We start from the raw sequence: 24,821 nt of genomic DNA, 5'->3' as shown, positions 1-24,821 counted from the left end.
GGGCACGACAGGTCGAAAACAGGCGAGAGAAAAGTATGGGCCCGGGTCCGGAAGCCCTCCGGGGCCCGGGCCGACGACCACGAGGCCGAAGGCCCTGCCGATCTCCTCGACGTCAGGTCGGTCCCCGAGACGGCCGGTCCGGCTCTCCCGTCTCGCCTCAGACGGGGGCGGGGCTCAGCAGAGTACGGACGTCGGTGGCCTCCGGAACGCCGAGCTGCTCGAAGAGGACCAGAGCCTCCTGCCAGCAGCCGCGTGCCCGGTCGGCCTGGCCAAGCTGCCGCAGTGCGCGCCCGAGCACGGTCAGCGCCATGCCCTGGCCCCATTCCAGGCCGACCTCACGCAACACGCCCAGCGACTGCTCGGCGTGCCGGACCGCCTCGTCGGACGAGCCGATCTCGGCGTAGGTCTCCGCCAGCCGGAAGAGCGCGAGACCTTCCCACAGGCGCCGGTTGTTGTCCCGGTAGAGCGCGAGCGCCTCGGAGAGACTGGTGATCGACTCAGTCCAGAGACCGGCTCCGCGTTGCACGATGCCAAGCTGGTAAAGCGTGGAACTGGTCATGCTCATGCCGAGCTTCCTGTCGGCGGCGACGGCTCGCTCGGCGCAGGTGAGAGCCTCTGCCGTACGGTCCAGCGCGATCAGGGCCCGGGACTTGTTGCCGAGAGTGACCAGCTCGCCGTGCAGGTCGCCGACGGCGCGGAGCATGTCCAGCGCCTCGTCGTAGTAGGTCAGTGCCTGGTCGTGCTCCCGCCGCCCGTCGAGGATCGAGGCGAGCATCTGAAGTCCCTCGCCGACGAATCTCTTGTCCCCCGACCGCCTGCTGAGCTTCACCCCCGCCGAGGCCGCGGCGGATGCCTGATCGAGCCGCTGTGTGACGTAGTGGAGACGACCGAGCATGATCCACGCACGGCCCTCGCTGCGGTGCTCGCCGTACCCACGGCTCGCGTCGATCACCGTGGTGGCGGCCTTGAAGTATGACCTGGCGGAGGTGGCCTTCACGTAGGGGATCAGACCGATGGACTCCGTGAGATCTTCCATCGCATAGAGCAGGTCGGCGGTGAGCACGAGCGTGTCGCGCGGGCCTCGGGCGGACTGGTGCACGGTGGCGACCAACCCGGAGGCCTCGGCGAACAGCCAATCAACGGCCTCGGCCTGGGAGGCGAAGGACAGGCCCGGCCGGACGGTCGGTGCCAGGTGCTCCGCCACGACGCTGCCCGGGCTCGTGTTCGCGTAGACGTTGCGCGCGGTGGCCAGATAGAAGTCGGTCAGCCGGTGCAGGGCGTCTTGGCCTTCCGCGTCGCACCGGGATCGCGCGAAGACTCTGAGCAGGTCGTGATAGCGGTAGCGGCCGGGTGAGGGTGACTCCAGCAGGTTGAGGTCGACAAGAGACTCGCACAGGTCCTCGGCGTCGAACTCGTCGAGATCCAGTACGGCTGCCGCCGCCGGGAGGGAGAGGTCGGGGCCGTCGGGGAGAGCGAGGAGCCGGAACGCCCTGGCCTGGTCGTCGGCGAGCTGGTCGTAGCCGAGGGCGAACGTGGCCTCTACCGCCAGGTCTCCCACCCGCAGCTCCGCCAGACGGCGTTGCTCGTCGGCCAGCCGGTCCCGCAGCCTGGCGATGGTCCACCCGGATCGGGCAGCCAGGCGGGAGGCGGCGATCCTGATCGCCAGCGGCAGGAAACCACAGGCCCCGACGACGTCCATGGCCGCGGCGCGCTCTGCCGCGACGCGTTCCGCGCCGACGATCTTGGTGAACAGCGCCAGCCCCTCACCCGGATCGAGGACGTCCAGGTCGACGAGCCTGGCCGTTGCCAGGTCCGGCAGCTTGACGCGGCTGGTCACCACCACGGCGCAGCTGGAAACGCCGGGAAGCAGCGGGCGCACCTGAGCCGAGCCCAACGCGTTGTCGAGCAGTACGAAGATCCGCCGGTTGGCCAGCGTGCTCCGGTAGAGAGCGGCCAGCTCCTCCAGGCTCTCCGGGATCGCCGCGTCCGCCACCCCCAGCGAGCGCAGGAACGAGCCGAGCGCGAGCTCGGGCGTGACAGGGTCCGGCCCCGTGCCCCGGAGGTCGATATACAGCTGCCCGTCGGGGAACGATTCGCGGACGCGATGCCCCACGTGCACCGCGAGCGCGGTCTTGCCGATCCCGCCGATCCCCGCCACGGCCGAGATCGCCAGCGCCGCGCCGGGTGAGAGGGCCGAGGACATCTCCGCCACCAGCGCGGAGCGCCCGGTGAAGTCGGCCAGGTCAGCGGGGAGCTGGGCCGGACGCGAAACCGCCTCATCCATCGCGGGCAGGAGCGGTGCCGCCGGGGTGATCGCCGGATCGGCGGTGATGATCCGCTGATAGAGATCGGCCAGTTCAGCCGAGGGATCCACGCCGAGTTCCTCGTCCAGCAGCCGCCTGGCGTCGGTGAACACCCCGATTGCCTCCGCCTGCCTGCCGCACTTGTACAGCGCCAGCATCAGCAGCCCGCGTAACCGCTCTCGCAGCGGATAGGCCGCGCACAATCCGGTCAGCTCGGCGACCGCTTCGGCGTGCGACCCGTTCTCGACCTCTCCGGTGAGGCACCGTTCCAGTACGGCGAGCCGCAGTTCGGTCAGCCTGGTCCGCTGAGTCTCGGCATAGGGCCCTTCCAGCCCCGACAACGCCTCCCCCTGCCACAGTTCCAGCGCCTGCGCCGGTTCGTCCGCCGTACACAGATCTTCGAAGTCGGCCAGGTCGCTGGAGGACGACCGGAGCATGTAGCCGTCGCCGATCGACACGATCGCGTCACTGCCGAGGAGGGCTCTCAGCCGCGAGATGTAGGTCCTCAGCGTCCGCAGCGCGGAGCGCGGCTGTCTCTCGCCCCACAGCGCGTCGATCAGCTGCTCCCTGCCGACGACACGTCCTTCCGCCAGCACCAGCGCGGCGAGCACCAGCCGCTGCTGCGGCGACCCCAGCTTCAGCTCGTCATGCCCCCGCCATGCCCGTACCGGCCCAAGCAGGGAGAACCGTAGATCCCCTGACACGCCGATCAGCATAGGGCCAGAAGCTCACTGCCCCTCTTTGGTCTCCAGGCGGTACCCGCACGGCTCGACGTCGTCGCCGAAGGTGGGATTGAGCTCGATGCGGCCGAGGTTGGTGGCCTCGATCGGGCGGCGCAGCGTCTCCTGCGTGGCGCAGTCGTAGAACACGTAGGCACCCTCGTGCTCGCCGAGAAGCATCATGCGGTCCTCTCCGTAGATCGGCTTGTCGTCGTCGACGGCACGCACCTCGACCCACTGGTCCTGGAAACCGACCATGGTGAGCACGAAGTTGCCCTTGCCGTTCTCGTAGATGTCCAGGGCGCCGACGACCATCTGGCCGATCAGCACGAACCCCAGGCCGATGCCGGTGAGCGCGCCGGTGAGCACTTTCAGTCCCGCTCGGCCGTTCGGCCTGCCGCGCAGCAGACGGAACGGGACCAGGAAACCGAACACGGCCAGCCCCAGGGCCGTGAGCAGCATGGGCAGGCCGTTCACGTCGTAGAAGCTCAGGAATCCCCAGTAGCTGGCTCCGCACCAGAGGGCGGCCAGCGCGGCGGCGATCCAGGGCCGCTCCCTGATCCGCTGGAAGGCCCGGCCGACCCAGCCTCTGGTGATTTTGTCGGCCAGCCAGGCGAGCCCGATCAGCACGCCGATCGTTGGGAGGGCGAGCAGGAAAAGAGTGATCAGGGTGCCGACGAGCCGGCCGAAGAGGGTGGCCTGGTCGATGCCCGCCTGCTCGGGCGTGATGCCGAATATCCAGTACACACTCTGGATGCCCAGGTAGAGCAGCGCGTAGAGGGCGACGGCGATCGGAACCAGAACCGAGCCGATGCGTTCGAGAAGCTGGACGACACTGCCCCGCTCCTCCTCGGCAGGTTCGGCGTTCTCCGGTACGGCGGGCAAGACCTCGGGCGAAATCTGCTGATGAGTCATGACACGTGAGCCTGGGGTGGTTGCGTCGACACGTGGTCGACAGCCGGTAGACGACGAGAACGGAGCCGTCAACCAGGTGTCCACGCCCGCTCGCCAGGCTGCGACGGCCAGAAAAACCGTCTCAGAAGGAACGATCATCATGTGGAATCGCCTCGTGGCCGCCGGAGCCGGAGCGCTGCTGCTCGCCACCACATTGACCGCCTGCGGTGGTGCTCAGAGTTCCACCGGGGCCAGGGCCGAGGTCGAGGCCACACCGGCTGTCGCGAAGGAGACCGGAGGCAGGTTCGTGGTGGCGTACGGCGACGCCAAGGAAGAGTCCGCGATCAGCGGCAAGGAGGTCATCCAGGCGTCCAAGGTACTGGAGGGTTTCGCCGACGCCCTGAACGGGTGGCTCACGCTGCCCGAGGACATCACGCTGACGGGTGAGGAGTGCGGTCAGGTGAACGCCTTCTACTCACCTGACGAGAAGAAGATCACCTTCTGTTACGAGCTCGTCGCCGACGGCTTCGCCCGATATCGCGACGTGGCGGAGTCGGAGGAGGAGAACATCGAGCACGGCAGGGCCAACCTCGTCGACACCCTCTTCCACGAACTCGGGCACGCCGTCATCGACATCTACGACCTGCCCGCCCTGGGCAAGGAGGACGACGCGGCCGACCAGCTCTCCGCGTACCTGCTGACGAAGAGCGGTGACGACTCTCTGGGCATGCAGACGATCAACTACTACTTCCACACCTCCCAGGATCAGGATCGGGCCGACCTGCCGTTCTATGACGAGCACTCGATGGACGAGCAGCGCGCCTACAACTACATGTGCTGGATGTACGGCTCAGATCCCGATGCCTACGCGGACTGGGTCGGCGAGCAGGGCCTGCCCGAGAACAGGGCCGGGAGGTGCCCCGACGAATACAGGAAGATCGCCAACGCCTGGGAGAAGCTGCTCGCCCCCCACGTGAAGAGCTGAGGCCGGCTCCGGGCCGCCTCGTCGTAGGCGAAGTCCACGCCCGCGTCCCGGGCAGCGACGAAGGACGCTCTGAAGGTTTCCTCTCCCGGCGGCTACGCGTTCGCTCCGCGCCGCTCGGCGGATTCCAGGATGGCGACGTGCTGCTTGTACCAGTCGTAGGTGGTCTCGACACCGTGGCGCAGGTCGATGCGCGGAGCCCAGCCGAGCTTGCCGATGCGGGAGACGTCCAGCAGCTTGCACGGGGTGCCGTCAGGCTTGGTGGTGTCCCATTCCACGTCGCCCTCGTATCCCACGACCTCGGCGACGGTCTGGGCCAGTTCGCGGATGGTGAGGTCCGTGCCGGCGCCGACGTTGATCGGCTCCGGCGCGTCGTAGTGCTCCAGAAGGAGCAGGCAGGCCTGGGAGAGGTCGTCGACGTGCAAGAACTCGCGGCGGGGGGTGCCGGTGCCCCACAGCCGCACACACGCGGTGCCCCGGTGCCTGGCCTCGTGGAAGCGGCGGATGAGGGCGGGCAGCACGTGCGAGGTGAGGGGGTCGAAGTTGTCACCGGGTCCGTACAGGTTGCAGGGCATCGCGGAGATGTACGGCAGGCCGTACTGGCGGCGCAGCGCCTGGACATGAGTGATACCAGCGATCTTGGCGATGGCGTAGGCGTCGTTGGTGGGCTCCAGGGGGCCGGTGAGCAGTGCGTCCTCGCGGATCGGCTGGGGTGTGAACTTGGGGTAGATGCAGCTCGAACCCAGAAGGAGCAGGCGTTCCACCCCGTGTTCGGCGGCGGCGTCGAGGACGTTCACCTGGATTCGCACGTTGTCCGAGAGGAACTGTGCCGGGTATGTCGCGTTGGCGATGATGCCGCCGACCTTCGCCGCGGCGAGGATGACCACCTGAGGTCGTTCCGCCGCGAAGAAACGCTCCACCGCCGCCCGGTCGCGCAGGTCCAGTTCGCTCGAATCACGCCCGACCGGATCGGTGAAGCCCGCGGCGAGCAGGTGGCGCCACAGCGCCGAGCCAACGAGGCCACGGTGGCCGGCCACGTACACCTTGGCCGAGCGGTCCAGTCGCATCTGCTCCATCACCCACCGGCGGCAACGGAAGCCGACGTCGCCGGTGCCCTTTCTTCGCATGTCGGCCGGTGCACGTTCACCGGGAGCAGGCGAATACTACGACGGCCCGGCCGCCCGGATCGGGAAACCGGGTTTCGTGTCGCGCTTCATTGAAAAGGGATTTCGCCTGCGGCCGGTGCGGGAGAAAAGCTCATTTACCCTTGGCTTTCCTCCGTTTTCGGCCATGGGCGGCCGGTGAAAAACAGAGGCCTCCACGGAAACCGGAGACCATCGGTGCCGGTTGTATGTCGCTATGTGTTTTTTCCGTCGCCGCTCACGCGCTCGAATCTAAAGAATTCCGTTTCAGGGCGTAGAGCCTCCACCGCGCCCGGTGCCGTTCCGAGTAGCTTCTTGCCCGGTGTCGGCCCAGGGAAGGGATGCTGGCGTGAAAACGGCTCTGATCACCGGGGTGACCGGACAGGACGGGTCCTACCTTGCTGAGCTGCTGTTGGCCAAGGGGTACGTGGTGCACGGGGTGGTGCGCCGGACCTCGACGTTCAACACGCATCGGATCGATCACCTGTACCGCGATCCGCACGATACGGACACCCGGTTCTTCCTGCATCACGGCGACCTGTCGGACGCGTCGCGGATGCTGGCGCTGGTGGAGAAGACCGCCCCGGACGAGGTCTACCACCTGGCCGCCCAGTCTCACGTGCGGGTCTCCTTCGAGGAACCGGCGTTCACCGGCGAGGTCACCGGCATGGGGGCGATGCGGATGCTGGAGGCGATCCGGCTCACCGGGCTGGAGTGCCGGTTCTACCACGCGTCCAGCTCGGAGATGTTCGGCTCCTCCGCGCCGCCGCAGCACGAGGGGACCGTGTTCCAGCCGCGCTCGCCGTACGGGGCCGCCAAGCTCTACGCCCACTGGATGACCCGCAACTACCGTGAGGCGTACGGGATGTTCGCCGTCAACGGCATCCTCTTCAACCACGAGTCGCCGCGTCGCGGTGAGACGTTCGTGACGCGGAAGATCGCAAGGGCCGCCGCCCATATCAAGGCCGGCCTGCAGGACTGTCTGTACCTGGGGAACCTGGAGGCGGTCCGGGACTGGGGGTACGCCCCGGAGTACGTGGAGGCGATGTGGCTGATGCTCCAGCAGGACACGCCTGACGACTACGTCATCGCCACGGGTACGGCCTACACGGTCCGTGACTTCGCCAAGCTGGCCTTCGACCGGGTCGGCCTGGACTGGGCCGACTACGTTCGCCATGATTCCCGCTACGAGCGGCCCGCCGAGGTGGACGCGTTGATCGGCGACGCGTCCAAGGCGAGAAGCGTGCTCAGCTGGAAGCCGTCGGTCCTCGTCCCGGAACTCGCCGCCATCATGGTCGACGCCGAGTCGCGGGCGCTCGCCGGGCAGGGATCGTGAGCCGGGCGGTTGAAAGCCGAACAGTGAATACGAAGCAATCATCACCGGAATCGGCCGAGCCGTTTGTGGTGCCTCTGTCCGACCATGCGCGGCCCGAATGCGTGGCAAGTCTGGCCACCGCCGACAAACGTTTTCCCCAACGCATGGCACGCCTTCACCGGAGCCTTGTCGAAACCGGGTTCGCCGGGGATTTCCTCGCCTGGACGCCCGGCAGGTTTCCCGACGGCTGCCCCTCCCATCGGGAGGTGCCGTTCGCGTTCAAACCGTTCTGCTTCGTCCAGGCCCGGCGAGAGCACCGGCTGGTGCTGTGGATGGACTCGTCCTGCGTCGCCGTGCGACCGCTCGACTCGCTGTTCCGGTGCATAGCCGCTGACGGATACCTGCTGTTCGGGAACGGCCGGCACAAGGTCGGTGAATGGGCCGGTGACCTCGCCCTGGAGTACTTCGGGATGGGCCGCGAGGAGGCGATGAAGGCCGACGAGGTGCACGCGGCGGTGATCGGCCTCGATCTCGGCAGCCCGATCGCCAACGAGTTCCTTGACCTGTGGCACGCCGCCGCCCGCGATGAGCTGGCATTTCGCGGTGTCAAAGAGCCGCTGGACACCCAGGACGACTACAACGCCGTGAAGTGGAACCACGATGGACGGGTCTCCGCGGACCCCCGCGTCCGGGGCCACCGCCATGACCAGACCGTCGCGGGCATTCTCGCGAACCGTCTCGGCATGACGTTGAGGCGGAGCGGTCTGCAGGCCTATCCCCGTGAAGGCGTGTCGGAGGTCCAGGAAGAAACACTGATCATGATCGACCGGTACGAGGTCAACCCTTGTCCGGCTGATCTGAGCCCGATCCTTGGATCAGAAGGATGAACTCGTGACTCCTCCGCTCCCTGAAGAGAGCAGCTTCTCGCTTCCCTCGGCTGAGGTCGGCGACGGCCAAGCCCTGACCGCTTCGGACAAAGAGACCATGACAGGGGAGCGATTCCCCCGCCGGGTGAACCCGGCGGTCCCCTCACTGGACATGATGGACGACCAGCTGAGTCTGGCGGATTCAGCCACGCTGGAACACCTCATTGTGGTCCCCCGGGGCGGACTCGGTAACGCCCTGCGGGCGGTCGCCGCGGCCAGGCGGCTCTGCTCCCTGACCGGCGCGAAGCTCACGGTGGTCTGGGAGTTCGGAAACTACGAGGCGTTGATCGCTCCCGATCCCGGGACGGAGGTGTTCGACCGGCTTCCCTCCCACGTGGCCTCCCTGCGGCACATCAGGTTGCGGAGGATGTCCGAGGGGGGCAACAACGGGAACCGGCGGGTTCCGATTCGCGAGGACCGCGCCCTCATCGTGGAGTCGTGGTTCTGGTTCTGCGCGGTGGAGGAACCTCTGGTCTCCGAAAGGGAGGCCCTCACGGACTGGTTGCCGCGACCGGCCGAGGTGATCCAGGACAGGGTACGGGAGTTCGCCGAGGCCAACTTCAGACGCACCGTGGGCATGCACATCCGGCAGGGGGACAACGACAGGAAGCTGGTCGTCACACCGATCGAGGCCTTCCTGCGGGAGGCCGAGCGCGTCGTCGCCGAGGATCGCAGCATCTTTCTCGCCACCGACAGCGAGGAGACGGAAAAGATGATGCGCGCCCGGTTCGGTGAGCGCATCATCGTCTTTCCCAAGAAGTGGGACCTGCCCTACCGGTGGCCGCGGCTGAACGCCAACGGTGAGAAGCTGTCCCCTCACCTGCTGGAGAAGCAGTTCGCCGTCGACGCCGCGGAATCCTCCCCTGACTTCGTCGACACGGAACTTCTCGCCGCCGGTAGCGAACTCGTTCCCGACTTCGTGGACATGCAGCTCCTCGCTGCCTGCGACTACGTCATCGGCTCGAAGATGTCGAGCTACAGCCAGATGGCGGCCCGCTACAACGGTTCAGCGCACTGCGTGCTGTTGCCCGCGCCGCCCCCGCACCCCGTCTGGGGAAAGGCCCTTGAGCCCCCGGGAAAGATGCGGAACCGGGTCGCCATGATGGTCAAACCCGGGAGCGACCGGAACGGCCGGCCGCGCATCCGGCGCAACGACTACGCCGCGCTCGCGGTCCCCGAACTCGGGCAGTGGACGCCGAAGCTCACGGTGTCCGTGGTGATCCCCGCATACGGCAACCAGGAGAAGCTCGACCTCACGCTGGCGGGCCTGGCGGCGCAGAGCTATCCGAGCCACCTGATGCAGGTCGTGGTCGTCGACGACGGGAGCAGCACGCCGCTGCGGCTTCCCGAGGTCGTCCCGGAGCACACCCGGATCATCTCCAGCGCCCCGGACGGCTGGGGAGCCGGGCACGCCATGCGTGCCGGTGTCGAGGCGGCGGACGGTGACGTGATCCACAGGCTTGACTCCGACATGCTCGTCTACCGCGAGCACATCGAGGCGAACATGCGGTGGCACCATCTGACCGACTATCTCGTCGTGATTGGCTACAAGCGTTTCGTCGACTTCGTTCCGGGGCGGCATTCGCTGGGGAACGTCCGTGACGCCATCGCGAGCGGCGAGGCGGACACGCTCTTCGACCTCGAAAACAGCCACCCCAGCTGGATCGAGAAGGTCATCGACGAAACCGACGGCCTGCGTACGGCGGGCTGGCGTGCCTACCAGATCGGGACGGGGCAGACCATTTCCCTCACTCGCCGCCTCTACGAGGAGTGCGGAGGGGTCGACAGCGCGCTGGTCCGCGGCCAGGACACGGAGTTCAGCTACCGGGCGGCGCAGGCGGGCGCCGTCTTCGTGCCCGAGCCCGAGGCGCGCGCGTTCCATCTGGGGCTCACCGAGATGATGACCCGGCACACCGAAGGAATGCGATTCCGGGAGCCGTATCTCAGCAACCGCGTGCCCCTGCGGCGTACCTGGAGAGAAGCGGCGGGGCGTCAGTGGCTCGTCCCCTACGTCGACGTCATCGTCGACGTGAGCGGGGCGTCGTACGAGAAGGGGCGTGCCACCGTGGCGGGCGCGCTGGCGAGCAGCCTGGTGGACGTGCGGGTCACGCTTGTCGGGCCGTGGTCCGAGGCGACAGGCGACCGCCGCTCGCCGCTCGACGATCCTCTTCTCGATCTCAGGCTGATTCGCGAGGCCTTCATGCACGACGGGCGGGTGAGGCTCGCCGAGTCGGTGCCGCCCACGTCCGAGCCCGTTCCGTTCCGCTTCGACTGCCCGGCCGGATGGGTGCTCACGGCGGACGCGCTGCACAAACTCATCAATCTCGCCAACAACAAGTGCTACGGCATGATCTCGCTGGCTCTTCCCGAGGGCTCCGAATCCGGGAAGCCCGGACGGCGCATCGGGCGTTTCGAACGGACCGCGGCGGTCGCCCGTGCTCTCCGGTTGCGTCAGGAAGGCGAGGGCCTGGAGGAAGTCGTCGACGAGATCTTCGGAGTCCACCGGATCGACGGCACCGCGTGGGCGCTGACCCGGGCCGTCGACAAGCCCAAGCGGGGCGCGGTGCCCCCGCTGAGAGAGGAGCGGACCCGGGCGTACAAGGCTGAGGCGACGCGGTGGCGCAAGGAGTCCGTGCGGTGGGAGAAGGAGGTCGCCCGGCTGAGGCGTGAGCTTCAGGAGCCCCTGGGCAAGAAGCTGTTCAAGGCCGCGCGGAAGAGGCTTGTCCGCCGGTAGGGCGCTCGCGGTTCACCGATGCCCGCCGAGGGATGCCCGCCGAGGCGCGGGGAGGGTTCGCCTAGTCCTTGTGCCGCTGGTAGTAGCGCGCGACGCGGACGCGGTTACCGCACAGGGCGGGTGAGCACCAGCGGCGGCGGGGGTGGGCCGGCAGGAACAGCATGTGGCAGTCGGGGCCCTCGCAGCCGCGGACCTTGGTGACGGCCGAGCCGGTGAGCAGGTCGACGGCGGCCTCGGCGAGCTCGGCGAGAAACCGGGCGCGGGCGTCCCCGGCCCTGCGCACGGTCGCGGTCGGCGCGGTGCCGTCCCAGCCGAGTTCCCGGTACGGCGGAGCAGCGCGCTGGGCCTCGTTGAGCGCCCGCACCGCGGCCTCGGGCGGAGCCGTGCCGTGCCGTGCGTGCTCGACGGCTTCGGCGATGTGGCCCCGGAGAACTCGCACCGCCGCCAGATCGGCCGCGTCGATCGTGTCCATCGGAGACAGGCGCTCGCTCTGGACGGACAGCCACTCGCGGAACATGTCGGGTGAGTCGAGCAGGTCGATCTCGCCGTCGGGCGTGTGCGCCCGGGTGTTGAGCAGATCCAGGGCGAGGGGCTCACCGGTCAACGGAACCATGTTTCTAATGCTACATCATCTATTCAATGCATTAGATTGATAGGAGGGATCTTTTCCTGTCTCTTCCCGGCTCTCCTCGGCCGCCGATCGCGTGTTCGGCCGGTCACCGTGCCGTCCGTCCGGGGATCGCAGAAGCCGACCCGATGAGATTCGGGCAGACTTTCGCGGCGCGTCAAGGGATTTCCCGTTCTCGCGTGCCTTCAGGACGAAGACGGTGGCGAGGATGACCGCACCACCGGAGAGCTGGCCGAGGGTGAGCCGCTCGCCGTACACCAGCGCGGTCGAGGCGACGGTGACCGCCGGTTCGGCGCAGGAGAGGATGGCCGCCGTCGAGGCGCCCACCTCCCGCACACCGGCGAACGTGCAGATGACGGGGACGACCGTGGAGATCAGGGCGAGCATCGCCATCCACGGCCAGCCGACCGGCTGGGCGGGCGGGCGCAGGGAGCCGGTCATCAGGGCGGCGACGGCGATGCTCACGGCCGCGCCGGTGCACACCAGCGCCGACAGCAGGTACAGGTCGAGGTCGCGCGGCAGGCCGTCGGCGACGGTCAGGTAGATCGCGTAGACACCGGCCGCGCCCAGGCCCAGCAGCACACCGCCGGCCGCGCCGGGCCCTCCGGCGCCGCCGGTGCCCAGCAGAAGCAGCAGGCCGGACACCGAGCAGGCGAGGGCCGCCACCCTGCGCCGGTCGAGCGACTCGCGGCGCAGCGCGACCGCGATCCCGGTGACCAGCGCCGGATAGGCGTACAGGAGCAGCGAGACCAGCGAGGCGTTGATCCGGGTCAGCGCGCCGAAGTAGAACGCCGCCTGGCAGGCGTAACCGACGGCGCCGAGGGCGAGGCAGACCGTCAGCGTCCGCCGCGCGGGGAAGGCGGGACGCCGCCAGGCCACCAGAGCCCAGAAGAACACGGCGGCGAGGACGAACCGCACGGTCAGCATCGTCGGCATGCCGGCCCCGGCCCGGTAGGACTCCTTGGCGTAGATCGCGGCCGTGCCGAAACCCGAGGCCGCGGTGAGGCAGAGTACGGCGCCCAGCAGAAAGCGGGATCGCGGCGGCGCGGCGGTCGTCGTCATGGGGACAACCGTAAAAAGGGGGTGATCTATCGAGGTAGCCTTGCCTTCCTTGAGAATCCGAAGGAGATTCCTTGGTCTCGCTTCACCAGCTGCGCTGTTTCCTGGCCACTCTCGATCGCGGGTCGTTCACCGCGGCCGCCGCCGAGCTCGGCTACGCCCAGCCGTCGGTCTCCGAGCAGGTGCGCCTGCTGGAACGGCACCTTGACGCCCCGCTGTTCCGGAGGGCCGGTCGCGGCCTGGTGCCCACCGAGGCCGCGCGGGCGCTGTACCCGCACGCGGTCGCGGCCCTGACGGCTGTGGGCGAGGGAGTGAGGGCCGTCTCCTCGGTGAGAGGAATGCTGACCGGCACCGTTCGCTTCGGCGTCTTCAACACCGCGCACTACTACCTCGGCGCGGAGCTCGTAGCCGACGTGCTGGAACGGTATCCGGGCATCCGGATCGAGCTGATCGGGCAGAACTCGGCGGACAACATCGAGCAGCTCCGCCGCGGCGTCCTGGAGGCGGCTCTCATCGCGAGGCCGCTCGAGGGCGACGACATGTCCGTCAGCATGGTGATGCGCGACGAACTGGTCTACGTCAGCGCCGAACCGGATCGGCTGCGCGAACCGGTCACTCCGGCGGCGCTGGCCGCGGCCCCGCTCGTCCTGCCGGACGTGAGCTGGCGCGAGGAAGACTCGACCCGGCGCCAGCTCGCCCACAGCGTCGAGGCGGCCGGGCACGTGTTGCTGCCGCGCGTGGAGGTGGAGAACGTGGAGACGGCGCTGGAGGTCGCCGCCCGGGGGCTGGCCGACACGGTCGTGTGGCGCGGCGTCCTGCACCGGATGGCGGACCGGCTTCCGGCGACCCTGGGCTGGGTGCCGCTGCGGCCCCCGCTGTACGAAAGGTTCGCGATCGCCCACCGCCCCGTCGCCGAGCTCTCACCCGCGACGCGAGCGGTGGTGGAGCTCGCCACCGTCCGGATGCGCCGCCTGGACGCCGCCGTGCGCCTGGCCGACCGGTGGGGGCCGCCGGCCAAGGACCGCTAGCGGCCTCCGGCCGAGTCATGCTGTGGCCGGAGGGACGGCCGTCTCTCCATGATCCGAACTCGGCTTGGCGGTGCCGTCTGAGGTTGCTTCGGTTTTGGTGTATTCGGTTTTGGTGTAGAGGACCTCGCGGGCCTGTTCCGCGGCGCGGATGAGGCTCTCGCCGACGAAGTCGAGGTAGCGGGCGACGCTCTCGAGGCGGATGGCGGCCGGGGTGTCGCGGCCGAGGATGCCGACGCCCTGCCGGGCGAGGTCGACGACCTGGGCGAGGGATCGGCCGCTGGCGATCGTCGACTGGTGCCAGAGGTCGTCGTCGACGGCGTAGCGCTCGCGGCGGCGTTCGTCGCGTTCCCGGCGGACGAGCTCCTGGCTTTCCAGGTAGGTGATCGCTTTGGAGATGGACGCAGGGCTGACCTGGAGGCGCTGGACGAGTTCGGAGGCGGTGAGGTAGCCCGCGTCGGTGGTGTAGAGGCAGGCCAGCACCCGGGCCATCATCTTGGGCGTGCCCCCTTGCATGAGGACGGTGGTCCACATCTCCTCGTACTCGCGCACGGCTTCGGCGTCGCGTCCGTAGGGCTGCGGGGACGCCTGCGCCCCCCGGGGCGCGGCCTGCCTGCGCCGGTGGGTGCGCTGCTGGGTGGCGCGGTGGGCCAACTCGGCGCGGTAGCCGGTGGGGCCGCCGTTCCGCGACACCTCACGCGTGATCGTGGAGGTCGGACGGTCGAGACGGCGGGCGATCTCGGCGTAGGCCAGGCCGTCGGCCAGTCCCACCGCGATCTGCTGACGCTCCTGCTGGGTGAGCCTGCCTCCCGGCATCACGACCCCCTTCATGCCCCACGGGTGCTCCATGGCGCTGCTCGGTGTTCCCTGACGCCTCCAGCATAGCGTTCAGCTTCAATGCATTGCAACGATCGAGCGATCATCATTGCGTTAACTTCGAAGACCATTGCAACAGTTTTCTGGTATCTACCTGCATGAATGTCGATTATGCGCAACGCATGTGTTGCGGTGTTTTGGAAAGCAACGTAGCGTTTCCGATGTCAGAAACAACGAACGAGCACCGGAGAACACCATGCAGACCTTCCCCGCCCCCGCCCCGATCACCGCCGTCCTGGACATCCCCGCCGGACGCGTCCAGGTCATCGCCGCCGACCGCACCGACACCACCGTCGAGATCCGGCCCGCGAACGCCTCGAAGAGCCGCGACGTGAAGGCGGCGGAGCAGACCACGGTCGAATACGCCGACGGCGTCCTGCGGATCGAGAACGCCGCGGCGAAGAACCAGTACTTCGGCCCGTCTGGATCCATCGAGGTGACGGTCCAGCTGCCCGCCGGCTCCCACATCGAGGCCAAGACCGCCAGCACCGAACTCCGGGCCGTCGGACGCCTGGGCGACGTCGCCTTCGAAGGCGCCTACCGCCAGATCAAGATCGACGAGGCCGCGAGCGTCCGCCTCACCGCGACCGACGGCGACGTCGAGGTCGGCCGACTCAACGGCCCCGCGGAGATCAGCACCGCACGGGGCGACATCCGGATCACCGAGGCCGCGCGCGGCACGGTCGTGCTCCGCACCCAGTCCGGCAACATCTCGATCGCCGCCGCCGCCGGCGTCTCGGCCGCCCTGGACGCCGGCACCAGCTACGGCCGCGTCAGCAACGCCCTCAAGAACGACGGCACCGCCGAACTCGACATCCGCGCCACCACCTCCAACGGCGACATCACCGCCCGCAGCCTCTAGAGCTGACGGCACGACGGCGGACCGTCATGACGGCATGCCGTCGTCGCCGGCGCGGGGTGGTAACCAGCGAACGCCGTCCAAGCAGACGCCCAGACCCGCCAGGGCCGGCCCAGCCCCGCCATGGCCGAGATGGCCCGCAAGATCGAACACTGTGTGTAAGGAGATTCACGATGGAAACCGGCGACAGCGGCTTCTCCGCAACGGGACTGCGCAGACTGCGTGAGGTGCTGGCACGGCATGTCGATTCCGGGAAGATTCCCGGGCTCGTCGCCCTGGTCGGCCGGGGCGGTGAGACGCACGTCGAAGCGATCGGGACGATGCGCCACGACGGTGGCGCGCCGATGCGCCGGGACACGATCTTCCGGATGGCCTCGACGACCAAGCCGGTCGCGATGGCGGCGGCGATGGTCCTGCTGGATGAGTGCCGTCTGCGGCTGGATGACCTGGTCCAGGAGTGGCTGCCGGAGCTGGCCGACCGTCGGGTGCTGAAGCGGATCGACGGCCCGCTGGACGACACCGTGCCGGCGCGGCGGCCGATCACCGTACGGGACCTGCTGACCTCCACGTTCGGGATCGGCATGGACATGACGTCGCTGGGCACTCCGATCATGAACGAGATCTTCGAGCAGGGGCTCACGCCCAATCTGCCCGAGCCGATGCCCGAGCCGGATGAGTGGATGCGCCGCCTGGGCACGCTGCCGCTGATGTACCAGCCCGGAGAGCGGTGGCAGTACCACATCAGCCACGATCTGCTCGGCGTGCTGGTGGCCCGGGTCACCGGCCAGTCGTTCGAGACGTTCCTGCGCGAACGCATCTTCGATCCGCTGGGCATGAAGGACACCGCCTTCCACGTGCCCGCCGACAAGATCGATCGGATGCCGACCCTGTATGCCCCTGACCCGCAGACCGGCGAGTTCCTCGTGTGGGACGAGGCCAAGGGGGGACGGTGGAGCCGGCCTCCGGCGTTCCAGGGCGGCGGCGGCGGGCTGGTCTCCACCGTCGATGACTATCACGCCTACTTCCGGATGCTGCTCAATGGCGGGATGCACGGGAGCGAACGGATCCTGTCCCGGCCCGCGGTCGAGCTGATGACCACCAACCGCCTGACGCCCGAGCAGAACGCCGCCCGCGACGCCATGGCCCGCGACAACGTCCACATCTCCTTCGGCCAGGGGCAGCACGGCGGCTGGGGCTTCGGGATGGCGGTGCGCACCTACCGCGGCGACTACGCGCCCATCGGCCAGTTCGGCTGGGACGGCGGAAGCGGCACCTCGACCTACGCCGACCCGGCCAACCGGCTCACCGGAATCCTGCTCACCCAGGTCGGGGCGTCCGCTCCGAATTCGGCGCGGGTTTTCCACGACTTCTGGACCACGCTCTACCAGGCGATCGACGACTGACATCGAGCCCGCGCCCCGTACGTCCGCGCCCGGTAGGCCCGCCCGCAACCCACGGCGCCCAACGGTCAGCCCCCGGCGGCCGAACCGTCGACGACGGCCGGGCGGTCGCGGCTCGTACCAGGCTTCGAACTTGAGCACCAGGTCGTCGCCGATGGACTCGTGGTCCTGGCCACAGGTTCCTCAACCCCGGATGGGATATGCCTGACATATTTTTCTGCCCCGGAGCGGACCCCGTCGATCGGAATGTTCTGACGCTCGTTCTGCGGGTCGACCCGCAGGGCACTCCGGCCGAGCGCGCGGTCTACGCGCTGGGCATGAGCGCTTACGAGGGCGATCGCGTCTTCTACGTGTTGCCGACCGATGCGTGGGCGGAGCGGCGTCTGGAGGGCGACACGCTCACCGTGGACATCATGACGTACACGTCCTGGCTCGGGGAACTGGTCGCCGGTGTCGCCGATCCGGCCGACTTCGACCCGCTCCCCGGCCCGAACCCCGGAGAGTGCGTCCTCCTGAGACGGAGCGCGACGGTCGACCCGGTCGAGTACGCGCGCGCCGACGGCGCCACGCTGGTCTTCGGGGCACCGGCCGACATGCCCGTCGAGCAGGTCATCGCCGCGATGTACGCCGAGGAGGACTGGCCGATAATTCTCGGCCCTCGCCGCGATCAGCCGATCGAGTCGTCGAACCAGCCGATCGAGCCGCCGACGGTCTGATCCGGCCCGGCCTCAGCCGCCGGTGGCGGTACGGGACGTGGCCCGTACCGCCAGAACCGGCACCGGCACCGGCACCGGGAAAGGTTACGAACCCTTGGCCGCGATGAAGAGGAAGTTGCGGGGGAAGCCCATGACGTCCCTGGGCAGCGGGGGATCCCACGGCCATCGGCCGTAGGAGGCGCCCTCCTCTCCCGGGGTCTTCAGCTCGGTCACCCGCCAGCCGCACTCGGCGAGGAACTCCTCGGGCTCGTCGGTACCGAACAGCCACGGGCAGCCGTCCTCGGTCAGCTTGCGCAGGCCCTCCCGCGAGAACTCACTGATCATCGACTGGTGGCTGAGCAGGTCCCCGGCGAGCACGCTCCCCGGTGCGGAGAGCTCCGCGACCCGCTTCACCAGCAGGCGGGCATCGGTCTCGGGCATGTAGAACAGCAGTCCCTCGGCCACCCACAGCGTCGGCTCCGCCGGATCCCAGTCGGCGGCCCGCAGGGCCTCCGGCCAGGCGCCGGTCAGGTCGGCGCCGACGGGCCGCCGGTCGCAGCCGTGCCGGGCGCCGAGCTCGGCGAGTTTCTTGTCCTTCCAGTCGAGCAGATCGGCCTGGTCGACCTCGTGGAGAACGGTCCCGGGCCGCCACGGCAGCCGCACCGAGCGGGTGTCCAGGCCCGCCGCCAGCAGCACGACCTGCCGGAAGCCGGAGGACCTGGAGATCACGTCGTCCAGGTACCGGGTCCGGACGGCGATGAACTCGCCGACCCCCGGGTTGTCGTACCGCTCGAAGAGGGCCGTGCCCTCCTGCCCGGCGAGTTCCTCGGCCAGGTCGTCGGTGAAGATCGCGTCATCGCGTCGCGACTCCTTCGCCCTGGCGGCCGCGGTCCAGCGGGCCGTGGCGGAAACAGCGTGCATGTCAGCTCCTTGGGCTGGGACGGGGTCAACGACGGGAGCCGGGACTCTGCACCTGCTGGAGCAGCCGCCGCATCTGTTCCGGGATCCGTGCCGGGACCATGTGACCGTTCTCGTCGGGACGTACGCAGGCGATTCGCTGCTCCCCGGTGGCCACCAGCTCCTCTCCTCCACCCGGCAGCTGGCGCCAGTACTCGTAGGTCATCACGGACTGGGTCTGGCCCAGCTCCCCCTGGCGCATCCTGATGACCACCTCGTCGAAGACCGCGAGCTCCCGGAGGTAGTCGCAGCGGCAGCTCACGGTCAGCAGGCGGACCCCGTCGGCGAAACCGGCCACCACGTCGGGGACGAAGTCCCGCAGGAACATCTCCCGCGCCCGGCCCTGCCAGCGGATGTAGTTGACATAGTTGACGTTGCCGAGCAGGTCGGTGTCCTCGATGCCCACGACGTGCCGGTACTCGTAAGCGTCCCCGCTCACCGGAGCTCACCCGCCTTGCCCGCGTCCGGGTCGGTGGCGGCCAGGATCGCGAGCACGACGGGGGCGCTGACCCCGCGCAGCCTGGTGGACATCGTCAGGATCCGGTGACCGCCGGAGACGAGTCCCACCCAGCCACCCTCCGCGGCCGAGTCGAAGGTGATGGCGACATCGACGGGCCATCCGGCCTTGACCGTGCACTCGGCGGCGGCCCAGACCCGCGTGGCCGCGGTGTCGAAGTCCTCTCCGGTCTCGTCCGCGATGGTCTCGGCCAGCGCGAGCCGGTCGGCGCCGAGGAGGCTCGACCAGGTCTCCCTGGTTCTGGCCGTGACCGTCTCCAGGTCGCACCCCGGAGTGGTCGTGGCCATGGTGACGCCGGCGGAGTGCGCGACGGAGACGGTCTCGCCGCCCGCCACCTCGGGCTTGCCGTCGGGACGCCAGGAGACCTTGGCGTCGGCGCCGAGCAGCCGCCGGATGGCCAGCTCGCTCGCCTGCCGCCGCTCCAGCCCCTCGCCGTCCAGGTCGAGGATGACGCGGCCGGCCAGTTCCTGCTCGATGAAGACGTGCTCCAGGTAGGAGCTCAGCAGTACGGGCACCCACTCGGCGGGAACCGCGTACTTGCTGACCAGCTGCGTCCGGAAACCCTGCCAGGTCTCGACGACGCCGCCCTCCCGGTCGGTGACCTCGATGTCCCAGCACTTGTCGTCGAAGCGGTGCCGGATGTAGACGTCGGTCGCCATGGCGCCGGTGGACGGGCCGGGCACCAGGCGTTCCACGCTCAGGGGGATGGCGAGCACGGTCGGCCCGCAGGTCTGCATCGGCTGCATGTAGGCGTCCCTGGCGGCCGGGTCGCCGAGCAGCAGCCGGTCGGGGAGATATCGTCCGAACCAGGAGGCGTCCGTGCCGGCCAGCAGCCGTCCCGTCACGTGCTGGGCGCCCGTGCGGTGGATGCTCTCGACGAGCTTGAACCTCGGGCCGTGGAAGAGCATCGGCCCGTAGAGGTCGGTCGCGGGCTCGAACGCCAGCGGCGGCAGCGCCACGTCGTCGGGCCGGGTGAGCCCGAGCGTCTCGGGTTCGGCACCGGAGAAGTCGCAGACCGCCCGGTAGTGGTCGATCTGGAACTTGGTCGCGCTCGTGCGGACCGCGGTGGTGACCAGGCCGGGCCCGGTGCGCAGCGCGGCCACCCGGATCGTCACCGGGGTGTCCTCGGCGACGACGATGGCCCTGAGGAACTCGATGTTCGAAAGGACGGGCACGGTCGCGGTGCCGAGCAGACCGGCAGCGGCCTGAGCCATGATCTCCATGCCGACCGTTCCGGGAAGCACGGCGCCCTCCCCGCCGCCGAAGACGTGCTCGGCGAGATAGGGGTCGCTGGCCCAGCCGACCTCGGAGTCGGCGACCAGTTCGATGCCCGGGTAGTACACGCGTGGCTGCTCCAGGAAGCGGAGCAGTGGCAGCTCGCCGGTCCCCTCGGAACCGGCGCCGAAGGTCACCGTCGGCATTTCCCCGAACCGGCCGGTGACCACGGTGACGACGGGCGCGCCGGGGTCGGCGATCAGGTCGCGGAGCATCGCCATGCCCTGGTCGGGGGTGATGGTGGTGACGCCCACGCGGGCGAGGTTCTCCACCGAGCCGAGCCGCTCGCCCATGCCGACACCCGACCACAGGGACCACTCCACGGCTCTGCAACGGCAGTGCGGCAGCTCCCGCGCGAGCCGTTCCACGAGGTCGCTCTGCCACTCGTTGGCGACGGCGTAGTGCGCCTCGCCTCGCAGACCGGCCCGTCCGGTGATGCTGCCGAAGGTGACGAGCAACCGCAGCGCGCCGGTGTCGACGGCGGCCAGCACCGCTTCGAGCCCGGTGACCTTGGGGTCGATCGTGTTGGCGTAGTCGTCGTCGGTGAGCTCGCCGAGCAGCTTGGGCACGTTGCCGCCGGCTCCGTAGAGGACACCGGTGACCCGGCCGAGCTCGCGCTCGATCTCGGCGACCGTCTCGGCGACCTTGGCCCGGTCGGTGACGTCGACGCGCAGGTAGCGGGCGGTCACCCCGGCGGCCGTCATCCGCGCCAGGTTGGCGGCCAGTTCGTCGTCCCGCGCCGGGTCGGAGCGGCCCAGCAGGGCCAGTCGCGTACCCGTCTCCCTGGCCAGGTTCAGCGCGCACTCGGCGGTGATGCCCTTGCCGCCGCCGGCGACGAGCAGCACGTCGTCCGGGCCGAGCGGAAGCTCGGCGCCGTCGAGTTCCACCGGAGCCAGGACGGGCTCCCTGCGGGCGCCGTCGGCGTCGTAGACGACCTCCCTGAAGCGGTCGGTCGCGGTGACCTCCGTGGTGACCCGCGCGGGAGCCCCGGCGGCGTCGGCGGGGGTGCCGAGGGGGAGGGTCACGACGGTGGTGGCGACCCAGGGTGCCTCCAGGTGCAGGGTCTTGGCGAACCCGGCCCCTCCCGGGTCTTCCTGGACGACCGCGCAGCGGACCACGTCCTTGCCCGCCAGAACCGCCTCGGCGGCGGAGCGCAGTACGGCCAGCCGCTCGGCGCGGGGCTCCGAGGGGAGCATGACCAGTACTCCGGTGCCGGTCTCCGCCTCCTCAAGCGCGGCCCGTACGGCGTCGGCGGCGGGGTGCTCACCGATGACCTGCCAGGCGCCCGGGACACGCGGAGCCGTACGGCCCGCGGGGGCGCTCTCCCGCCGGTCGACGGCGAAGGCGTGCACCCAGGTGGCGATGCCGGGAGGCACGATCCGGGCGGCGGCCGTCTCGGCGTCCTCGGCCGGTGCCTCGCCGGTCGCGACGAGCTGCTCCAGCGTCTCGGCGACCTGGCCCAGCGTCGCGGTGGCGTACCCGGTGGGCGCGGCGGGCGAGGACAGCCCGAGACGGCGCATGGCCTCGCCGACGATCTCGCCCACCACGATCGAGCTGAGATGCAGGTCGTCGAGGAACTTGCTGTCGGCCTGCACCGCCTCCAGCGGGAACTCCGCGTGGGCGGCGACCAGCCCGCGCAGCAGGAGCAGCGGGTCGTCGACGGGCTCGTCGTCCAGGGACGCGGTGGACGGCGCGGCGGATCCGGCCGGGGACGCGGCGGCGCTGACGAGCAGGGCGGCGTCGACCTCGGGCACGACCTCGCACAGGTTGGTGATGAAGGTCGGGGCGGCGGCCGGGTCGAAGGGGCGGGTGAAGCGATCCTCGAACAGGTCGCCCACCCTGACACCGGCGCCGACGGCGAACGCGGCGCCCAGGGTCTGCAACATGCCGGCCACGGAGTTCTCGTCCGTGCGGGTGGCGACGGCGGGGACGTCGATGATCTCCCGCGCCAGCTGGGTCAGCACCTGACCCGGGCCGACCTCGATGAGCAGGTCCGCGTCCTTCGCCGCCGCGGTGAGCGCCTCGATGAACAGGACCGGTGCGGTGATCTGCTCGCGCAGCAGGTCGAGGGGGTCGCCGACGACCGGCGCGCCGGTCACGGTGGAGACGACGCGGCGGCGGACGGGCGCCGGACGCTCCTCTGCCAGCCGGCCCGCGAAGACGTCGGCGGCCGGAGCCACCAGCGGTGAGTGGAAGGCGTGCGAGACGGGGAGTCTGACGGCGGACAGGCCCTGGCGGGTCGCCCGCGCGATGACGCGGGTCACCGCCTCGGCGGGGCCCGACACCACCGTCTGGCGCGGCGAGTTGAGACCGGCGACGACCACGGGATCGTCTTCGAGCAGCGAGGTCACGGTGTCGGCGTCCGCGGCGATGCTCGCCATCGCGCCGCCGCTCTCCGAGAGCTCGCTCATCGCCCGGCCGCGGGCGGTGGCAATGCGCAGCACCGAGGCCTCGTCGAAGGACCCGGCCCAGTGCAGCGCGACGATCTCGCCGAGGCTGTGCCCGACCGCGGCGCCGGCCTCGACACCGAGCTCGGAGAGGACCCGCAGTCCGGCGACCGAGGCGGTCACGATGCGCGGCTGGGCGACGGCGGTCTCGACCTGGTCGCCGCCGGTGGGCAGCGCCGCCGACTCGTACAGCTCGTCGACCGAGTCGAAGCGGCGGCGCAGCGCGCCACCGTCCGCGCGGGTGCCGGAGCCCTGCCCGGGGAACATCAGTACGATGCGCGGCAGCTCGCCGAGCGTTCCGAGGAAAACCCCCGCCGCGCTGTCGAGGTGCCGATCCGTACCCCGCGCGGCCAGTTCGGCGACCTGCCGGAGCCGTTCGGCGAGCTGGGCGGGCGTGCCGGCGACGACCGCGGCGCGCCGGGTCCGGTGGCCCAGCTTCCGCGCCAGGTGGGCGGCGAGGTCGGACAGCTCCGCGCGGGACATGCCCACGGCGACTTCGGCGAGGCCGGCCGCCTCCTGCCGGAGGGCGTCCAGCGAGTCGGCGTCCAGGCAGAACAGCTCGACGTCCTGGGGGGAGTTCATCAGCGCGCGGGTCCGCCCGTCGAGGCGGGTACGGCGCGGGCGGGGAGACTCGACCACCACGTGGGTGTTGATGCCGCCGAAGCCCATGGCGCTGACGCCCGCGCGCAGCGGCGCGTCCTGCGGCCAGGACTCGGCCTTACGGAGGGCGCGGAGGGTGGGGGAGCCGCCGGACAGGATCTTGTGGGGGCGTTCGCAGCCGGTGGTCGGCGGCAGCACCGCGTTGTTGACCGCCATGATGGCCTTGATCAGGCCGGCCATCCCGGCGGCCGCCTTCGTGTGGCCGATGTTCGCCTTGATCGAGCCGATGACCGCGGGCGGCGCGGCCGGGGCGGCCGCCCTGCGGGCCTCGGTGATGGTCTCCAGTTCGGCGGCGTCGCCCACGGCGGTTCCGGTGCCGTGTCCTTCGAAGTAGGGCACCTCCTCGATGCCGAAGCCGGCGCGTTCGTAGGCGCGGTCGAGGCAGAGCCGCTGGCCGTCCGACTCCGGCCGGGTGATTCCACCGGCGCCGTCGGACGACACCCCCCAGCCGGGGAGCAGGGCGTGGATGCGGTGGCCCCGGGCGACGGCGTCCTCCTCCCGCATCAGCACCACCATCCCGCAGCCCTCACCCGGCCAGAAACCGGAGGAGCGCTGGTCGTAGACGCGCATCTCGTCGGTCGCGAGCGCGCCCGCCCGGGAGAAGCCGATCAGCTCGTTGGGGTCGATGCTGATGTCCACGCCGCCGGCGACCGCCACGTCGAGGTCGCCGGAGACCAGCGCGTTGCAGGAGGTGATGAGCGACAGCAGGGAGGAGGCGCAGGCCCCGTCGACGGCGTAGCCGCCGCCGTTGAGGTCGAAGTGGTTGCAGATGCGCCCGGCGATCGTGTTGGACAGGCCACCGGCCAGGTAGTCCCCGTCGGGAACGGGGAACGGCGCCTTGTAATCGTTTTCCATACGGCCCAGCAACTCGGCGAGCTGCTGGGTGTCGAGCGTCCCTTCCAGGGCGTTCGCGACGATGCGGCGAACGTAGGGCCAGCGCAGCCTGATCCCGGCCGCGCGCTGGCCCTCACCGGTGAGCGAGTTGCCGATGATCACACCGGTGGTCTTGTGCGGGGCGCCCTTCCCGTCGGGGAAACCGGCGTCGGCGAGAGCCTCGGCGGCCACCTCCAGCGCGAGCCAGTGGACCATGTCGGTGTTGCGATAGGTCGTTCCCGCGACCTTGAAGCGCAGCCGGTCGAACTCCCAGTCGCGCAGCAGCGCGGCCTCGGTCGTGTAGAAGTGGTCGGGCGCGGAGCGGTCCGCCGACCAGTAGTCGGCCAGCCGTACGCGCTCGGGGGGCAGCCGTCGGAAGGCCCTGCGGCCGGCGAGCACGTTGTCCCACAGCTCGCCGGCCGTGGACGCGTCGGGAAAACGGCATGCCATGCCGATAACGGCGATGCGAGAACTCAAAGGTATCCCCAAAGTCGGATTGCGGTGATTCCCGGTGGCCGCTGTTGTTTCTGCGGCT

General features: G+C 69.7%; 17 protein-coding genes. 8 read left to right on the top strand and 9 right to left on the bottom strand.

From position 1 onward, the window contains the following. Positions 1-157: 157 nt before the first annotated feature. Positions 158-3,007, bottom strand: coding sequence for a BTAD domain-containing putative transcriptional regulator (locus tag ACFY2X_RS34795; protein ID WP_389947023.1), 2,850 nt, complete (start codon positions 3,005-3,007; stop codon positions 158-160). A 24-nt stretch (positions 3,008-3,031) separates the two neighbouring features. Further along, the gene (locus ACFY2X_RS34790) at positions 3,032-3,937 is read right to left on the bottom strand and encodes a hypothetical protein (protein WP_389947021.1); all 906 of its coding nucleotides are present in this window, start codon (positions 3,935-3,937) and stop codon (positions 3,032-3,034) included. A gap of 139 nt (positions 3,938-4,076) precedes the next feature. Between ACFY2X_RS34790 and ACFY2X_RS34785 the strand changes: the two genes are divergently transcribed. Continuing rightward, a complete protein-coding gene (locus ACFY2X_RS34785; protein ID WP_389947019.1) occupies positions 4,077-4,901 on the top strand; it encodes a DUF4344 domain-containing metallopeptidase in 825 nt (274 codons plus the stop codon). Positions 4,902-4,993: 92 nt separating this feature from the next. Here ACFY2X_RS34785 and ACFY2X_RS34780 read toward each other — a convergent pair whose 3' ends face one another. After that, positions 4,994-6,025, bottom strand: coding sequence for a GDP-L-fucose synthase family protein (locus ACFY2X_RS34780; protein ID WP_389947017.1), 1,032 nt, complete (start codon positions 6,023-6,025; stop codon positions 4,994-4,996). A gap of 364 nt (positions 6,026-6,389) precedes the next feature. Here ACFY2X_RS34780 and gmd point away from each other — a divergent pair, with 364 nt between their 5' ends. The 3 genes from gmd (at position 6,390) to ACFY2X_RS34765 (ending at position 11,015) form a co-directional block, all read left to right on the top strand. Continuing rightward, complete coding sequence (gmd, locus tag ACFY2X_RS34775) at positions 6,390-7,376, top strand: GDP-mannose 4,6-dehydratase (protein ID WP_389947015.1); 987 nt, start codon at positions 6,390-6,392, stop codon at positions 7,374-7,376. Positions 7,377-7,519: 143 nt separating this feature from the next. Continuing rightward, on the top strand, positions 7,520-8,242 hold the full coding sequence (locus tag ACFY2X_RS34770; protein WP_389947013.1) for a hypothetical protein: 723 nt from the start codon (positions 7,520-7,522) through the stop codon (positions 8,240-8,242). A gap of 4 nt (positions 8,243-8,246) precedes the next feature. Then, positions 8,247-11,015, top strand: coding sequence for a glycosyltransferase (locus ACFY2X_RS34765; protein WP_389947011.1), 2,769 nt, complete (start codon positions 8,247-8,249; stop codon positions 11,013-11,015). Between the two features lie 61 nt (positions 11,016-11,076). On the opposite strand, the gene ACFY2X_RS34760 is transcribed toward ACFY2X_RS34765, so the two are convergent. Continuing rightward, entirely contained in the window at positions 11,077-11,628 is a 552-nt protein-coding gene (locus ACFY2X_RS34760; protein WP_389947009.1) for a CGNR zinc finger domain-containing protein, read from the bottom strand. Between the two features lie 15 nt (positions 11,629-11,643). Continuing rightward, positions 11,644-12,705 carry a DMT family transporter gene (locus ACFY2X_RS34755; RefSeq protein WP_389947007.1) on the bottom strand — a complete coding sequence of 354 codons (1,062 nt, stop codon included), beginning with the start codon at positions 12,703-12,705 and terminating at the stop codon, positions 11,644-11,646. A 71-nt stretch (positions 12,706-12,776) separates the two neighbouring features. Between ACFY2X_RS34755 and ACFY2X_RS34750 the strand changes: the two genes are divergently transcribed. Next, positions 12,777-13,730: a LysR family transcriptional regulator gene (locus ACFY2X_RS34750; RefSeq protein WP_389947005.1), complete on the top strand. Its 954-nt coding sequence runs from the start codon at positions 12,777-12,779 to the stop codon at positions 13,728-13,730. Between the two features lie 15 nt (positions 13,731-13,745). Here ACFY2X_RS34750 and ACFY2X_RS34745 read toward each other — a convergent pair whose 3' ends face one another. After that, the gene (locus ACFY2X_RS34745; protein WP_389947117.1) at positions 13,746-14,543 is read right to left on the bottom strand and encodes a helix-turn-helix domain-containing protein; all 798 of its coding nucleotides are present in this window, start codon (positions 14,541-14,543) and stop codon (positions 13,746-13,748) included. A 256-nt stretch (positions 14,544-14,799) separates the two neighbouring features. Here ACFY2X_RS34745 and ACFY2X_RS34740 point away from each other — a divergent pair, with 256 nt between their 5' ends. The 3 genes from ACFY2X_RS34740 (at position 14,800) to ACFY2X_RS34730 (ending at position 17,578) form a co-directional block, all read left to right on the top strand. Further along, a complete protein-coding gene (locus tag ACFY2X_RS34740; RefSeq protein WP_389947003.1) occupies positions 14,800-15,465 on the top strand; it encodes a DUF4097 family beta strand repeat-containing protein in 666 nt (221 codons plus the stop codon). Positions 15,466-15,635: 170 nt separating this feature from the next. Continuing rightward, a complete protein-coding gene (locus ACFY2X_RS34735; protein ID WP_389947001.1) occupies positions 15,636-16,865 on the top strand; it encodes a serine hydrolase domain-containing protein in 1,230 nt (409 codons plus the stop codon). Between the two features lie 197 nt (positions 16,866-17,062). Continuing rightward, complete coding sequence (locus ACFY2X_RS34730) at positions 17,063-17,578, top strand: hypothetical protein (RefSeq protein ID WP_389946999.1); 516 nt, start codon at positions 17,063-17,065, stop codon at positions 17,576-17,578. A gap of 84 nt (positions 17,579-17,662) precedes the next feature. Here the strand turns inward: ACFY2X_RS34730 and ACFY2X_RS34725 are convergent, their stop codons facing one another. The 3 genes from ACFY2X_RS34725 to ACFY2X_RS34715 are packed head-to-tail and all read right to left on the bottom strand — an operon-like array spanning position 17,663 to position 24,763. Beyond that, complete coding sequence (locus ACFY2X_RS34725; RefSeq protein WP_389946997.1) at positions 17,663-18,478, bottom strand: class I SAM-dependent methyltransferase; 816 nt, start codon at positions 18,476-18,478, stop codon at positions 17,663-17,665. Between the two features lie 25 nt (positions 18,479-18,503). Continuing rightward, positions 18,504-18,953: an acyl-CoA thioesterase gene (locus tag ACFY2X_RS34720; protein WP_389946995.1), complete on the bottom strand. Its 450-nt coding sequence runs from the start codon at positions 18,951-18,953 to the stop codon at positions 18,504-18,506. Beyond that, positions 18,950-24,763: an SDR family NAD(P)-dependent oxidoreductase gene (locus tag ACFY2X_RS34715; RefSeq protein WP_389946993.1), complete on the bottom strand. Its 5,814-nt coding sequence runs from the start codon at positions 24,761-24,763 to the stop codon at positions 18,950-18,952. Before ACFY2X_RS34715 ends, ACFY2X_RS34720 begins: the two co-directional genes overlap by 4 nt. Between the last annotated feature and the right edge of the window lie 58 nt (positions 24,764-24,821).

It is taken from the genome of Streptosporangium sp. NPDC000396 (genome assembly GCF_042898655.1).
Classification (GTDB): domain Bacteria; phylum Actinomycetota; class Actinomycetes; order Streptosporangiales; family Streptosporangiaceae; genus Streptosporangium.
This window is presented reverse-complemented; position numbering and strand designations above follow the sequence as displayed.

What these genes read in the sequence shown, in the direction of transcription:
- ACFY2X_RS34745 (WP_389947117.1), bottom strand. Translation starts at nt 14,543, where the DNA reads ATGCCGGGAGGCAGGCTCACCCAGCAGGAGCGTCAGCAGATCGCGGTG.
- ACFY2X_RS34725 (WP_389946997.1), bottom strand. Translation starts at nt 18,478, where the DNA reads ATGCACGCTGTTTCCGCCACGGCCCGCTGGACCGCGGCCGCCAGGGCG.
- ACFY2X_RS34770 (WP_389947013.1), top strand. Translation starts at nt 7,520, where the DNA reads ATGGCACGCCTTCACCGGAGCCTTGTCGAAACCGGGTTCGCCGGGGAT.
- ACFY2X_RS34760 (WP_389947009.1), bottom strand. Translation starts at nt 11,628, where the DNA reads ATGGTTCCGTTGACCGGTGAGCCCCTCGCCCTGGATCTGCTCAACACC.
- ACFY2X_RS34730 (WP_389946999.1), top strand. Translation starts at nt 17,063, where the DNA reads ATGCCTGACATATTTTTCTGCCCCGGAGCGGACCCCGTCGATCGGAAT.
- ACFY2X_RS34735 (WP_389947001.1), top strand. Translation starts at nt 15,636, where the DNA reads ATGGAAACCGGCGACAGCGGCTTCTCCGCAACGGGACTGCGCAGACTG.
- ACFY2X_RS34785 (WP_389947019.1), top strand. Translation starts at nt 4,077, where the DNA reads ATGTGGAATCGCCTCGTGGCCGCCGGAGCCGGAGCGCTGCTGCTCGCC.
- ACFY2X_RS34740 (WP_389947003.1), top strand. Translation starts at nt 14,800, where the DNA reads ATGCAGACCTTCCCCGCCCCCGCCCCGATCACCGCCGTCCTGGACATC.
- ACFY2X_RS34790 (WP_389947021.1), bottom strand. Translation starts at nt 3,937, where the DNA reads ATGACTCATCAGCAGATTTCGCCCGAGGTCTTGCCCGCCGTACCGGAG.
- ACFY2X_RS34755 (WP_389947007.1), bottom strand. Translation starts at nt 12,705, where the DNA reads ATGACGACGACCGCCGCGCCGCCGCGATCCCGCTTTCTGCTGGGCGCC.
- ACFY2X_RS34780 (WP_389947017.1), bottom strand. Translation starts at nt 6,025, where the DNA reads ATGCGAAGAAAGGGCACCGGCGACGTCGGCTTCCGTTGCCGCCGGTGG.